The organism is Vescimonas coprocola, from assembly GCF_018408575.1.
GTDB classification, from domain to species: Bacteria; Bacillota; Clostridia; order Oscillospirales; family Oscillospiraceae; genus Vescimonas; species Vescimonas coprocola.
In genome coordinates this window covers 1,781,886-1,795,183 of record NZ_AP023418.1, presented here as the reverse complement: position 1 = coordinate 1,795,183, position 13,298 = coordinate 1,781,886, and the positions used below count along the sequence as shown (strand labels likewise).

The following is a 13,298-nucleotide window of genomic DNA, read 5'->3' as shown; positions in this document are numbered from 1 at the left end:
TGTGCCTGCCTCTTTTGCTATAAGGGGTCAATCGTCCTGCTCCATATCGTATTCCAGTACAGCGCTGGTATAGGCATCGATGACATATTCGTACTCCATGCCATCCGCCTTGAATTCCACCTCGTATACCCAGCGGCCATCCTCGTCATCCAGCTCCACATCCATGTCGTAGGCCCGACTCTCTGACACACCGGCGTGGGTCAGGGCAGCGGCCTTGGCTGCGGCGTGGCCGATCTGCCCGGTGGGCTGGGCATCATCGTCGTCATCGTCGTAGTCATCATCATGGTCATCGTGGTCATCCGCATCGTCGTGACCGTCCGGCTCCACATAGGAGGTGAGCACAGCGCCGGTATAGGCATCGATGCGATACTCGTACTCCGTACCGCTGCGGTCCTCCAGCTCCACCTCGTAGTGGGCGGGAACCTCGTCCAGCTCAGCGTCCACCTCCTGCTTGGTCAGCTGGTCGGCGGACTGCCCGCAGGTGAGCAGGGCGATCTCCAGTGCTCGCTCCATGCCGATGGGCATGGCAGGAGCGCCGGTCTCGGCCAGATCCTTCAGCTCACCGATGGAGAGCCTGGACAGCTCCTCAAAGGACAGACTGTTGTTCAGGGCGAGGATACGGTTCACCAGCGCCGCCTTGCCGGTGGAGATGTGGTGGTCCTTGGCCTGCTTCTCCAGAGACGTGTCCTGCGTGACCGTCTGGGTCAATACGGAGGCCTGAGAGGCGCTGTCCCGCAGGATGCCGTCCACGGCGGCGGAGAGGTCCTGCTGCAGTCGGTGAGCCCGGCTCTGATCCCGATCCTCTACGGAGATCATGATGGCGGAGGAGATGCTCTCCAGATAGCCGTTGCGGACCAGACTGCCGACGATGGCGTTTACTGCCACATCCAGCTTGGCCCCCTTCAGATCCTCGCCGTCGCCCATATCCGCCAGAATGGCATGGGCGTCGTCGTTCATAGGCACGCAGGCCAGAACCTTTTCATTTTGGTTGACCCGCAGCTCGATGCTGGGGTTGACGTCGATGGAGACCACGGAGGCCACAGCATTGGCCTGCCGCAGAAACAGTCCGCCGCCGCACAGCAGCAGAAGGGCCAGACAGGCCGCCATCGCCATCCATTTTTTCAGGGAGTGAGGTTTTGTTTTCATGGGGATTTCCGTTCCTTTCCGCTTCTCACAGCGGGAGAGAACGCCGTCCACGTCATGGGGGGCTGTTTTTTCCAGCGCTTGTGCAAGGCACTGTTCCAGCTTTTCATTTGTCATGGGCGTTATCTCCTTCCAGATCAGCACGCATTTTTCGGATTGCTCGGTGATACTTCGACAGGACGGTGGGGAGGGGCAGCTCCAGCAGAGCGGCGATCTCCCGGTGTTTTAGCCCGGTGACGGCATGGAGCAGTACGATGCGCCGCTCCTCCTCCCCCAGACGGGACAGAACGTGCTGCAGCAGCGTTCGCTCCTCTGTGGTCAGACCGGTCTCCTGCTGGGGAATGGCGTCCCATTCTGCCTCGCTGAGAACGGCGTGGCGCTCCGTGCGCCGCAGACGCATCAGGCACAGATTCCGGCAGACCGTCAGCAACCAGCCCATGGGAGAGCCGGTGGGGCGATACTGCGGGGCGTGATCCCACACATGAACGAATACATCCTGCGTGATATCCTGTGCGTCGTGGGTGTTTTTCAGGTACGACAGCGACAGACCATACACCGCCGTTCGGGTGAGATGGTAGAGCTGCGCCAGCGCATCCTGCTGCCCGGCGGCGATGGCGGCCAGCAGCTCCGTCAGATGAGCACTGCTGCCGGCATATTCGGTTGTGGCGGGCCATGCAGTCATAGGCTTTTATCTCCTGTCATCCCTGTAATGCGTGGAGATGCGGTTTTATTGCGTGAAAAATAAAAAAATTTGCCAAGCCCGCAAAGAGGGACTCTGCGGGCCTGACAGACAGCTTAATTGTTGCCGGTGGGGATATAGGGCAGCAGGGCGGCGGCCACGCCGGAGATGGGCATGGTCTGCAGCCAGATGCGGCCGGGGCCGGTGAGAACGGTGTTGAACAGGCCCTCGCCGCCCAGCAGCTTGTTCTTCATGCCGGGAACCTGCCGGATCTCCATCTGCACCCCGGCGGTGAAGCCCGCCACGTTGCCGGTGTCCACCACGATCTGCTGACCCGGCTGGAGGTCGTACTCCACCAGCGTGCCGTCGATCTCGGCAAAAGCCATGCCGCTGCCGCTGAGGCGCTGCATGATGAAGCCCTCGCCGCCGAAGAGGCCTGCGCCCAGCCGCTGGTTGAAGTGGATGGACAGCTCTACTCCCGGCACGGCGGCCAGAAAGGCACTCTTCTGGAGGATCATATCGTGGCCGGGAGTGATGGCGATCTCCTTGATCTGGCCGGGGAAGCTGGAGCCGAAGGCGATCATCCCGGCGCCGTGAGCGGTGTAGATGTTCTGGAACATACTCTCGCCGGAGAACATTTTAGAGAACATCCGCCCCAGTCCACCGCCATGGGTCTGCATCTCCATATTAGGGCTCATCCAGACCATGGAGCCACGCTCCGTGACCATCTGCTCGCCGTCTTCCAGCTGACAGATTACCACGGGGAAGGGAGTGCCTTTGATTTCATAACGCATGGTGGTATCCTCCTTACGATTTTCCGGCAGAGAAGGGGAGAACCTCCGCCGTGTGTTTCTTGGTATGGCTCCAGTATAGCAGAGAAACGGAACGAAAGGAAGAAGAAAATATACCCGAAGCCTTACATTTTGCAAGAAGCGGCTCAGGACTCCGTCGTCTCCGGCTCCTTGCGGAGGGTCTTGCCGATGCAGAGAAAGTACACCAGATGCTCTGTCTGCCGCGCCGACAGCGTGCTCCATTTTGCGGGCATCCTTGGCAGCGGTGCAACAAAATTCTCTCCGCTCAGATGAGAGCTGGCGGATGCGGCCAAGGTGGTGACGAAGCTGGAGCGCATCGAGTATGTGGAGGATCCGCATCTGGGCAAGGACTCCTACTGCGTGGTGGAGAGGCACGCAGACGGCGGGGCGTGCAGTGTGCCGGACTACGCCGCCATCAAGCTCTTCCGCCACATCGTGCAGGGAGAGGGGCCGGACACCATCGTCCGGGAGATCGACGAGGCCATCCAGGCGCTGCCGGAGGGGTATGACACGGTGTGTACGGACGGGATATTCTCTCAGGGGGAGTGGCAGCTGCTGTCCATTGCACGGGCCGCAGCGGCAGACCCCGCTGTGCTGCTGCTGGATGAGATCACTGCCAATCTGGATGCCGAGACGGAGGCCCGTGTACGGGAGGCCCTGCGTCAGGCATCCCGTGGGCGCACCGCCCTCTCCGTTTCCCACCGCATCTATGAGAGTCTTGGCGGCAGGACTGTGGAGATTCTGCCTCAGGGACAGTAAATATTGGGAGCGCAGCCCCGGAGGTCGTAAGACCTCCGGGGCTGCAAAATGCTGGGGAAAGAAACGGTTGACAGTGCCGATGGGTTCTGCTATGATGGGCTGTGGTCAAAAAAGACCTATTTCAGCCATCAACGGAGGTGAATGTTCATGGATAGCTGCGGAAGTACAGGACGAAGCCGGGTATGCGGCCCGCAGAGACACAGGGTGTGGTCATCCATGGACAGGAGCTGACCACATTCTGTTTTGTTGTGTCCTTCTGCACCGCACCGGAGACGTCTTGCTGTGGCAACTATCTCTGAGGCGGTGTATTTTTGCGCCCATTTTGCCCAAAGTAGCGTCAAAGGAGGACAAGAATATGATGAACAGAATGGTAAACAAGGAGTTCGCACAGGAGATCGCAGCGGTCATCCGCACGGCCCAAAACGGGGACCGTCTGCCGGAGCTGCTGAAGCACTATCACCAGCGAGATGTGGCCAAGGCCGTCACCCTGCTGACGGATGCGGAGCGGGAGCGGTTGTTCCGGCAGTTGGACGACCGGACGCTGGCAGAGATATTCCCCTATCTGGACGATGCCTCCCGCTATCTGGCGGAGCTTCCGGCGGCGCTGGCGGCAGAAATGATAGCCGACATGGACACGGCGGATGCGCTGGATATGCTGCGGGAGCTTCCGGAGGAGAAGAAACAGACCCTGGCCGCACATCTGGACGACGATACCCGGAAGGATGTCCGGCGGCTGCTGGCCTTTCATCAGGAGGAGATCGGCAGCCGCATGAGCGGCAATTTCGTCTGCATCCCGGATACGCTGACCGTCTGCGGCGCCATGAACGAGCTGGTGCGGCAGGCCGGTGAGCACGACAATATCTCCACGCTGTATGTGGTGGACGGCAGCGGCGTCTTTGCCGGGGCCATCGACCTGAAGGATCTGATCATCGCCCGTGAAAACGATCCGCTGAGCGGGATCATCCGCCGCAGCTATCCCTATGTGCTGGCCCACGAGCGGGTGGAGGACTGCATCGACCGGATCGCAGAGTATGAGGAGGATTCCCTGCCGGTGCTGACGGAGGACGGAAGGATCGCCGGTATCCTCACCGCTCAGGATCTGGTGGAGCTGGTGGATGACGCCATGGGCGACGACTACGCCAAGCTGGGCGGCCTGACCTCGGAGGAGGACCTCCGGGAGCCTGCCGCCGTCAGTATGAAAAAGCGTCTGCCGTGGCTCATCGTGCTGCTGTTTCTGGGCATGGGCGTTTCATCGGTGGTGGGCATCTTCGAGTCCGTGGTGGCGGTGCTGCCCATCGTCATCTGCTTCCAGTCGCTGGTGCTGGATATGGCGGGCAACGTCGGCACCCAGTCGCTGGCCGTCACCATCCGGGTCCTCATGGACGAGAACCTTACCCTGAAGGAGGAACTGGCCCTGCTGGGCAAGGAGATGCGGGTGGGTCTTCTCAACGGCGGGTGCCTGGGACTCATGGCGCTGGCGGTGCTGGGGGTTTACATCCATGCGTGCAAGGGCTATGCGTGGGGGCCGGCTTTTCTGATCTCCGGCTGCGTTGGGGTGTCGCTGGTGGTGGCCATGGTGATCTCCAGCCTTGTGGGGACGATGGTTCCCATGCTGTTTCATAAGATCCACATCGATCCGGCGGTGGCCTCCGGCCCGCTGATCACAACGGTCAACGATCTGGTGGCCGTGGTGACCTACTATGGACTGGCCCTGCTGTTTCTGGTGAATATGTTCCATCTGTGAAAAAAGAAGTACCCCTGTAACCTGACGGTTACGGGGGTACTTGTCATAACGCAACACGATCCGCATGGAGGTATACGCTTTTTTTCGCAACTGCCCGCAGGGACAGATACTGCCAGTCGTTCTGACTGCTGCAATCCGGATTGACGTTGGCGATCTCCTCGTCCTCCGTACCATCCGAATACTAAAAACGCAGCACGATCCCGAATCTGCGGCTTGTGCCGGAGGTCAGCGGCACGGAATCACCTTTGGCCCAGCATCCTGATGCATGGACATCTCCAGCGCTGCCGGAAATAAGAATGTTTTGATAAGCCTGTTTGATAGAACGACACCCAGTGCTCTCCGTTTTTCCCGGATTCTACCCGATCCTGCATTCTGAACATGATGCCCTTGTTCTTATTGGCCTCATACCATGTCTGGGCAATGTGGGCGATATATCGTTTTCCGCCCTGATTCACAGACTGATGAACTTCTACATCGGCACCACACAGGCTGGGGGCAACAAATTTGTCTCCCTGATGCTGGCCTGTGCCCGCCACATGGCGAAGCCCAGTGAGGCTGCAAGAAATACATGAACAGGAAGCATTTGGAGGCGGCTCTGGATGACGTCTCTATTGCCGGCTGACTTCACTCAGCCGGAGCCTGCAAACAGTTTTGCGCATAAATCTTGACGGGACCCCCGCCCTTGTAAAGAGCCGATGTGGAGCAGACGCGGATAAGATCCGCCCGTCGGGGCAAAAGGAAAAACGGCAGGCATCCTGCGATGCTTGCCGCTTTTCTGGTACGCCCGACTGGATTCGAACCAGCGGCCTACAGAGCCGGAGTTATCAGACCGTCAAGCCGGAAAGCCCTGCGGCGCAAGGGCTTGGTTGAGATTGCACAAATTTCCGCCATTTTGAAGAAAAAACCTCGGAAGCCTTGCCTTGCAAGGCTTCCGAGGTTTTTTGCGATAGTAGTCAAATAGTAGTCTGAGCAGGTCACACGTCACGCAGCTCGATTCAACTGAGTGGCCCTATCGATAAACTCCTTCATGTCTTCAATGTAGGTGTATAAAGTAACACAAAAAACAACAGATAGACGCCACAATTCCGTAATGATTGATGCTTGACAGTCTCCTGAAAGAATGCTATAATAATATGCGTAAAATTTGAGTGGACTTTTTCCGGATTCGGTCATCTTTTTGCCACACAGCTATCTTGTGATAGCCGTGTGGCTTTTTTGTTGCCTGTATCTCGGAAGTATTAGCAGAATGGAGGACTATATCTGTATGGAAAAAAATTTTTTGTCTCTTATCAAGACGCGCCGTAGTGTACGGGCTTATAAATCGGAACCTGTCCCTTCCAAGGCTTTGGACGCTGTACTGGAAGCAGGGACTTACGCTCCTACCGGCGGAGGACATCAATCTCCAACCATCATTGCAATTACAGACCCCAAATATAGGCGGGAGATTGCAAAACTAAACGCAGAAGTGATGGGGAGCAACACAGACCCTTATTATGGCGCACCTGTCGTGATCCTGGTTTTGGCAGATGGCTCCGCAAGTACCTTTGTGGAGGACGGAAGCTGCGTCCTCGAAAACATGATGCTCGCCGCCCATGCCCTTGGACTGGGAACTGTATGGGTACATCGGGAACGTGAGATTTTTGACAGTGAAAGTGGCAAGGCTCTCCTGCGGGAGTGGAAGCTGCCGGAAACCTTGCGCGGTGTCGGGGCGGTTGCATTGGGGTATCCAGCCCGGGAAGCCAGTCAACCCGCAGCACGCAAACAAAACTATATCGTTCGGATTTAATGATCCTGCTGTCCGGCGCAATTTTTTGCGCCGGACGCTTTGTGGAGAGGAGGGAAAGTATGCAGACCAATAATAAAATGGCGGTCGCTCCTGTTGGAAAGCTCATCTGGCAAATGTCGATACCGCCGCTGATTTCCGTGTTCCTGCAATATTCCTATAATCTGATAGACAGCGCGTTTGTAGCGCGGCTGAGTGAAAATGCTTTGACGGCGGTTTCCCTGTCGTTTCCCATTACAACACTGATGAATGCAGCGTCTATCTGGATCGGTGTCGGCGTGAATGTGCTGATAGCAGGGTATCTTGGACAGAAAAAGCAGGATGAGGCAAATGCAACTGTCACACATGGATTGTTACTGGCCTTTGGAATTGGTGCTTTGCTCAATCTTCTGGCATTACTGATTATGAAACCCTATTTTCGGGCATTCACCAATAATGAAGAAATTTATCAGCTGAGCATCGCCTATATGAGTGTGTGCTCCTTCATGCAAATTCCCAATATGGTGCATATCGCCATCCAGAAGATGATACAGGCCACCGGGAACATGGTCGCTCCCATGTGGTTCCAGATCGCGGGCGTGGTCGTCAACTTCGTGTTTGACCCCATTCTGATTTTTGGGATTGGTATTTTCCCGGCTATGGGAATCCGCGGCGCTGCGGTAGCTACCGTTGCAGGCTATCTGCTGTCCATGATTTTGGCATTTGCTTTACTGCTGGGCAAAAAGCAGAAAGTGCAGGTAAAAATCAAAGGCTTTCATTTGCAAAAGTGGCTGATTGGCCGTATTTTCACCCTTGGACTGCCGTCTTTTATTATGAATGCCCTTAGTTCTTTTATGGTGACTTTTGTAAACTTTTTTCTGGTCGCCTATTCCGATACGGCAATCGCTTTCTTCGGTGCGTATTTTAAGGTGCAGCAGTTGATTGTCATGACGGTCAACGGGCTGATCCAGGGCTGTCTTCCTATTATGCGGTTCAACTACGGTGCGGGAAACAGAGATAGGCTGCACTCTGCTTTCCGCTACGGAACCGCTTTGGTCTCCGGTATGATGATACTGGGAACATTGACCGTCATCCTCTTTCCGGCGCAGCTTTTGGGATTATTTACGGCGTCGGAAGCCATGCGCTCCTTTGGAATATCCGCTATGCGGATTATGGCGGTCAGCTACCTGTTCTGCGGATGGTCTACCATGATCTCCACCTATCTTCAGGCAACAGAACAGGTCTTTCCAAGTATACTGATTCAGCTACTGCGTCAGTTTCTGCTGCTCATTTCATTCATGTGGGGTCTGGAAAAACTCCTGAAGATTACAGGGATCTGGCTGTCCTTCCCTGTCACAGAAACGGCAACATTCGTTCTGGCGCTTCTGATCTTCCGAGCAGGCAGAAAAAAAGAAACGCTTTGCAGCGGTACAAAAACACAGTAAGAACAGGAAAAGGAGAGACGATATGGAAATACATATTAAAAAAGGGCTGGATGCTCTGCAAACAGAAACCGTACTTCGCCTTCTATCACAGACCGTATGGGCATGCAACAGAAAGAAAGAAGCAATTATGGAGTCATGGAAACACTCTATCTGCTATGGAGCCTATACCGCCGACGGAAAACAAATCGGATTTGCAAGAGTGATAACAGACTATGCCACCCAGTATTATATTTGTGATGTTGTTGTGGATGCAGATTTCCGGCACAGGGGTGTGGGCGCCTCTCTCCTAAAGGCGATTACGGCAGAAGACACATACCGTTCCCTGCTGGGAATGCTGATCACGGAAGAGGCTGAACAGTTTTATGAACCCTTTGGCTTCCGAAAAGATCCGATCTGTTTTATGACAAGAAAAGAAACACCGGAGGCAATCACGAATGAATGAAACTTTTATGAAAGAAAAACCGGTATTACCGCTGATTTTATCCATGACCCTGCCTATGGTGTTATCCATGCTGGTCAATTCCCTCTACAACATTGTGGACAGTTTTTTCGTCGCGCAGATCAGCGAGGAGGCTATGACGGCATTATCGTTGGTTTACCCGGTTCAAAATTTTATCAATGCTGTTGGAATTGGATTTGGCGTTGGAATCAACGCCGTAATCGCCATTCATTTGGGCGCTGGGGATCATGAAAAAGCGGATCAGGCAGCCACGCAGGGACTTGTGCTTGCCGTGATTCATGGCGTTGTTATGACAGTCTGCTGTATTACGATCATGCCGGTTTTCCTGCGGATGTTTACTTCATCCGAAGCGGTCATTGAACTTGGCGTCCGCTATTCTGTCGTTGCGTTCGCCTTTACACTCATTGTTACCGTCAGCATGGCGTTTGAGAAATTGTTCCAGGCAGTAGGAAACATGAAAACAACCATGATAAGCCTGATGTGCGGGTGCATCACAAACATTGTCTTAGACCCCGTTCTGATTTTTGGCTATGGCCCATTCCCGGAAATGGGAATCGAAGGCGCTGCGCTGGCGACCGGCATCGGACAGGCTCTGACGCTGACGATTTACCTTGTAGTCTATCTTGCGCGGCCAATTCGCGTGCATATCCGCAGGCAGTACATTCTCCCCAGCAAAAAGATGGTAATAAAGCTGTACTCCATTGGCATTCCCGCAACCCTGAATCTCGCGCTTCCGTCTCTTTTGATTTCGGCGCTCAATGCGATTTTGGCGGCATATTCCGAAGTGTATATTCTGGTTTTGGGAATCTATTACAAATTGCAGACATTTGTCTATCTTCCAGCGAATGGCATTGTGCAGGGGATGCGCCCCCTGATCGGCTATAACTACGGCGCGGGGGAACACCAACGGGTCAGCCAGATCTTTAAGATCGTTTTGTGCATGAGTGGTATCATTATGGTGCTTGGGACAGTGATATGTCTGCTGATCCCCGGCCAGCTTATGGGGCTGTTTACCCACACAGAAGCGACGATTCAGGCCGGGGAAACAGCCCTGCGTATCATCGGCGCCGGTTTTATCGTCTCGGCGGTTTCCGTTACATCTTCCGGCGCACTGGAGGGACTTGGAAAAGGCGCTCCTTCATTACTGATTTCCCTTTGCCGGTATGTAGTGGTTATCATTCCGGCTGCGTTTTTACTCAGCAGGTTTTTCGGAGCGGTTGGCGTCTGGAATGCGTTTTGGATCACAGAAGCGATTACAGCAATCATTTCTATTTGTGTTTACTACAAGGCAATAGCACAAAGCCAGCTGAGCCCGTCAACAGTAAAATGAACGTTGCTTTGTGCCGCCGTTGACAGCCCCGTCTGCCTTTGCAGATAGGCAATCAAGGGGCGACAGCACGGAGTGCTGCCGCCCCGCACTATCATTCAGAGAGGGGGAATTTCCATGACCGAGATTGACGCCTATCAAGAGTATATCCGGTGCAAGCACAACGCCTTTTGTAAAGCTGTCATTCGCTATGCCGCCATCGGAAAATCATACGGCTGCGGCAGAAATGGGAACGGGAAATTCCCCTTGATTATCTAACAAATGAGAAGTTTATCCAATTTGCCGAACCGGAGCCGGACGAAGAACACCCCCTTATCCTCCAACTCAGGACGCTTGGTGGTGACGAGGCCCAGCACCACCTTCTTCTCACCGCTGACAGTGGCCAAAGGCTCGAAGCCGCCGCTGCGGGCATCGTCAAATTCCAGATAGTAGGCAGTCACGTTCTCACGGGCCAGCAGGGTCTTGGCCACGCTGTCATAAGCGCCGGAGCTGGCGTAGGTAGAGTGGAAGTTGCCCCGGCAGACATGGGTGTTGATGACCAGATCCTCCGGCTTGCCTTCAATGGCCAGATTGTTGGCGGCGAGCATCTGCTCCTTGATGGCCTCCAGCCCCTTCTCGTCGGTATCAAAGATCAGACAGGCACGGGGGTCTACCAGCATACCCCAGCTGCAATCGTCAAATTGCAGGTTGCGGCACCCAGCGGCATATACGTCATCAATGACCTTGCGGTAGCCCGCTGCCAGATCCTCCACCAGCTTTTCAATGTTGGGGTAGTATTTGCTGGTATTTTCCATTGCAAAGGGCATGACCATCTGCTCCAGAAACTGAGCGGGTGCGGGAATCGTCAGCTTGGCTACGGTGTTCTCGTCTTCCAGCGCCTTGACAAACCGGAAATGCTCCACAAAGGGATGGCTGTCCACTCCCACCTCTCCGGTGAGGTAGGTATCATCAAGCATTGCGTTCTCTCCATGGAACGGCAGCCCCTTCTCCGTGCGGCTGTGGCCCACACCGTGAAAGCCCCACATGAAGTCGAGGTGCCAGGTGGCACGGCGGAATTCGCCGTCGGTAATTACGTGGTATCCAGCGCTCTGCTGCTTGGCAACCAGCTCACGGATCGCCTGATCCTCCGCTGCTTTCAGCTCATCGGCTCCGATCTTGCCGTTTTGAAAGTCTGCCCGCGCCTGCTTCAGTCCGGCAGGGCGAAGAAAGCTGCCAACGTAGTCATAGCGAAAAGGGGCATTTGCTTTGTTCATGGGGAAACGCTCCTTCCATACCAAAAAAATAGGCTGATTATAGGACTCGAACTGCAACAAGTCCAGATTTTTTTCCGTGTCTGCCGCAAGACTTGAGCTGTCAGATCAATAACTGTGCAAAATCACCAAGCTGTTGTATCACAACGGCTTGGTGATTTGCGTTCAGTTGGCTTTTTTCAGGCTTTGGCGTTGCCGCTATCCTTCTGCGGCATCTCGCCCGTCGGCTTTGACCGTGGGGTATCATCGTCCGGCTTTGGGCCGCCGCCGGAGGGCAGCGCTCCGTCCGGCTTCTGCCCGCCGGGGCCGCCCATATTACCCATGCCCGTACTTACTGTGCCGGTCTGGGCGGCGCTCTCCGTCTGGATCTCGCCGGAGGAAAGCGTATAGTGGCTGATGTCCTTGAAGTCCTCCGCTTCATAGCTGCCCAGCGCAGACTTGGAGGGGTGCGTCTGCTCCGCAAGTTGTTCCAGCGTCAAGCCACACTCCACACGCAGGTCTTTCAATCGCTCTTGTATGGTTAAAGCCATATTTTGTTCCTCATTATATTGCCGTTATCATATTTTCTAACTTAAATCTTTCGAGCTGCGGAATGTTCTTGGCGGAAATATTTAGGACATATTCTGGTTTCGACTTTTTACCCTTGTATGAATGGTAAACAAAAATATTACTACTGTCATTATCCCATGTGGTCGCAGGAATTAAATATTCTATGGGGTGTTCGCCATCATTTAGCAAAAGCAAGAACAAGTAAAGTGATTGGTCTGAAATATCAAAATATTCCTCCCGCATAAAAACATAGCCTGTTCCTTTGCGAATGGTTTTAACTTGAAACTTCAAAAATCCTCTCTTGCTTTCTGCAATAAAATCTATTCCATGGTCATCAACAAGGAAGATTCAGAATAAGCAAATAGCAGTACGGTATCAGGCTGACACCCGGTACCGTACTGCTAATTTTCTTCATTTTCTAATGTCTCACCGAATATCTCGTGAACACGGATCAACGCAGCGACCTCACAGAAAAACCGCTCCGCTAACTCCTCTTCATCCAGCCATGTGATCTGGGGTGTTGTATAATGTCCAAGATCTGCCTCCGCCTCCGCTTTGGCGGCGCGGATGGCCTTCTGCGCGGCGAGCCACCGGCCGTAAGCCCCGCCATACAAGTCCTTTTTCAACTTCCGCAGCGCGGCCTTGTATGCCTTCTCCGCTCCGCTGGGGCCATTGTAGTTGAGCCGGATCGCCAGCTCCTGAAAGGTCATGCCAACCTCGTCCGGCTGACCGATGCCCAGATAACTCCGCACCAGATTCAACTCCCTGGGCGTCAACACTTGCTCCATCCGCTGCATCAGCAGCGTCCGGCGCATCAGGCGGTCATAGGCCACGGCGGGATCGCCGCCGCAGCTGACGGAGAACACATCGTCACCTAACTGCCGGACGCAAAACAGCGTCCGGTATTCTTTTATCAACGCCCCAGCTACCTTGGCAGATACATTCAGTTCTCCGTACACCACCTTGACCAACTCAGCATCAGATGAGTCCCATCCCTCGGCACAGAGGTATGCCACCCTGCGCAGTTGATTGTACCGGCTGATGGGAATGGACAGAGAGGAAGAATACCGCGCGGCATAGTCGGGCAGCGCCGCTTCTATCGCGGGTGTCGCATAGGTCAGCAGCTTTGTTCCGTAGGCGGGATCAAAGCGCCCTGCCGCGTCCAGCAGCGCCAGCGCCGCCTCCTGCTTCAAATCCTCCATCTCACACCACGGCGTGTACGCCCGCGCCAGGTCGGTGAGGTAACCCTCGTTCTGTGCGATGAGGCGTTCCGCGGCGTTTTTGTCTCCGGCTTGCATCCGCAAAGCAAGCTCTTCATTGCAGGGGCCGTCCCCGGCAACGGTGTACATATTTTTCGTCACAGGAGCG

The 13,298-nt window shown here is 54.9% G+C and carries 13 protein-coding genes and 1 pseudogene; 7 read left to right on the top strand and 7 right to left on the bottom strand.

Annotation, left to right across the window (positions count from 1 at the left end):
- Positions 1-27: 27 nt before the first annotated feature.
- From KJS28_RS08830 to KJS28_RS08820, 3 genes are all read right to left on the bottom strand, one after another.
- A complete protein-coding gene (locus KJS28_RS08830; protein WP_213540607.1) occupies positions 28-1,260 on the bottom strand; it encodes a PepSY domain-containing protein in 1,233 nt (410 codons plus the stop codon).
- Complete coding sequence (locus tag KJS28_RS08825; RefSeq protein WP_021858813.1) at positions 1,250-1,825, bottom strand: RNA polymerase sigma factor; 576 nt, start codon at positions 1,823-1,825, stop codon at positions 1,250-1,252. The genes KJS28_RS08830 and KJS28_RS08825 overlap by 11 nt, the downstream gene beginning before the upstream one ends.
- 113 nt (positions 1,826-1,938) lie before the next feature.
- The gene (locus tag KJS28_RS08820; protein ID WP_021858812.1) at positions 1,939-2,616 is read right to left on the bottom strand and encodes a TIGR00266 family protein; all 678 of its coding nucleotides are present in this window, start codon (positions 2,614-2,616) and stop codon (positions 1,939-1,941) included.
- Between the two features lie 312 nt (positions 2,617-2,928).
- Here KJS28_RS08820 and KJS28_RS12715 point away from each other — a divergent pair, with 312 nt between their 5' ends.
- The 7 genes from KJS28_RS12715 (at position 2,929) to KJS28_RS08785 (ending at position 10,389) form a co-directional block, all read left to right on the top strand.
- Entirely contained in the window at positions 2,929-3,393 is a 465-nt protein-coding gene (locus KJS28_RS12715; protein WP_324614714.1) for an ATP-binding cassette domain-containing protein, read from the top strand.
- A 355-nt stretch (positions 3,394-3,748) separates the two neighbouring features.
- On the top strand, positions 3,749-5,137 hold the full coding sequence (gene mgtE, locus KJS28_RS08810; protein WP_213540606.1) for a magnesium transporter: 1,389 nt from the start codon (positions 3,749-3,751) through the stop codon (positions 5,135-5,137).
- A 1,246-nt stretch (positions 5,138-6,383) separates the two neighbouring features.
- Complete coding sequence (locus KJS28_RS08805) at positions 6,384-6,923, top strand: nitroreductase (RefSeq protein ID WP_228298368.1); 540 nt, start codon at positions 6,384-6,386, stop codon at positions 6,921-6,923.
- Between the two features lie 59 nt (positions 6,924-6,982).
- On the top strand, positions 6,983-8,344 hold the full coding sequence (locus KJS28_RS08800) for an MATE family efflux transporter (RefSeq protein WP_213540605.1): 1,362 nt from the start codon (positions 6,983-6,985) through the stop codon (positions 8,342-8,344).
- 22 nt (positions 8,345-8,366) lie between these two features.
- Entirely contained in the window at positions 8,367-8,786 is a 420-nt protein-coding gene (locus KJS28_RS08795) for a GNAT family N-acetyltransferase (protein ID WP_117496007.1), read from the top strand.
- Positions 8,779-10,134: an MATE family efflux transporter gene (locus KJS28_RS08790; RefSeq protein ID WP_213540604.1), complete on the top strand. Its 1,356-nt coding sequence runs from the start codon at positions 8,779-8,781 to the stop codon at positions 10,132-10,134. The genes KJS28_RS08795 and KJS28_RS08790 overlap by 8 nt, the downstream gene beginning before the upstream one ends.
- A gap of 114 nt (positions 10,135-10,248) precedes the next feature.
- Positions 10,249-10,389 carry a hypothetical protein gene (locus KJS28_RS08785; protein WP_228298367.1) on the top strand — a complete coding sequence of 47 codons (141 nt, stop codon included), beginning with the start codon at positions 10,249-10,251 and terminating at the stop codon, positions 10,387-10,389.
- Here KJS28_RS08785 and KJS28_RS08780 read toward each other — a convergent pair.
- The 4 genes and pseudogenes from KJS28_RS08780 to KJS28_RS08765 all read right to left on the bottom strand — a co-directional run bounded on the left by KJS28_RS08780 (position 10,386) and on the right by KJS28_RS08765 (position 13,291).
- The gene (locus KJS28_RS08780) at positions 10,386-11,384 is read right to left on the bottom strand and encodes a uroporphyrinogen decarboxylase/cobalamine-independent methonine synthase family protein (RefSeq protein ID WP_228298366.1); all 999 of its coding nucleotides are present in this window, start codon (positions 11,382-11,384) and stop codon (positions 10,386-10,388) included. The genes KJS28_RS08785 and KJS28_RS08780 overlap by 4 nt on opposite strands.
- 377 nt (positions 11,385-11,761) lie before the next feature.
- Positions 11,762-11,911: pseudogene (locus KJS28_RS08775) on the bottom strand (helix-turn-helix domain-containing protein); the annotation flags it as partial.
- Positions 11,912-11,924: 13 nt separating this feature from the next.
- On the bottom strand, positions 11,925-12,221 hold the full coding sequence (locus KJS28_RS08770) for a hypothetical protein (protein ID WP_228298365.1): 297 nt from the start codon (positions 12,219-12,221) through the stop codon (positions 11,925-11,927).
- 110 nt (positions 12,222-12,331) lie between these two features.
- Complete coding sequence (locus KJS28_RS08765) at positions 12,332-13,291, bottom strand: sigma factor (RefSeq protein ID WP_213540603.1); 960 nt, start codon at positions 13,289-13,291, stop codon at positions 12,332-12,334.
- Positions 13,292-13,298 lie beyond the last annotated feature (7 nt).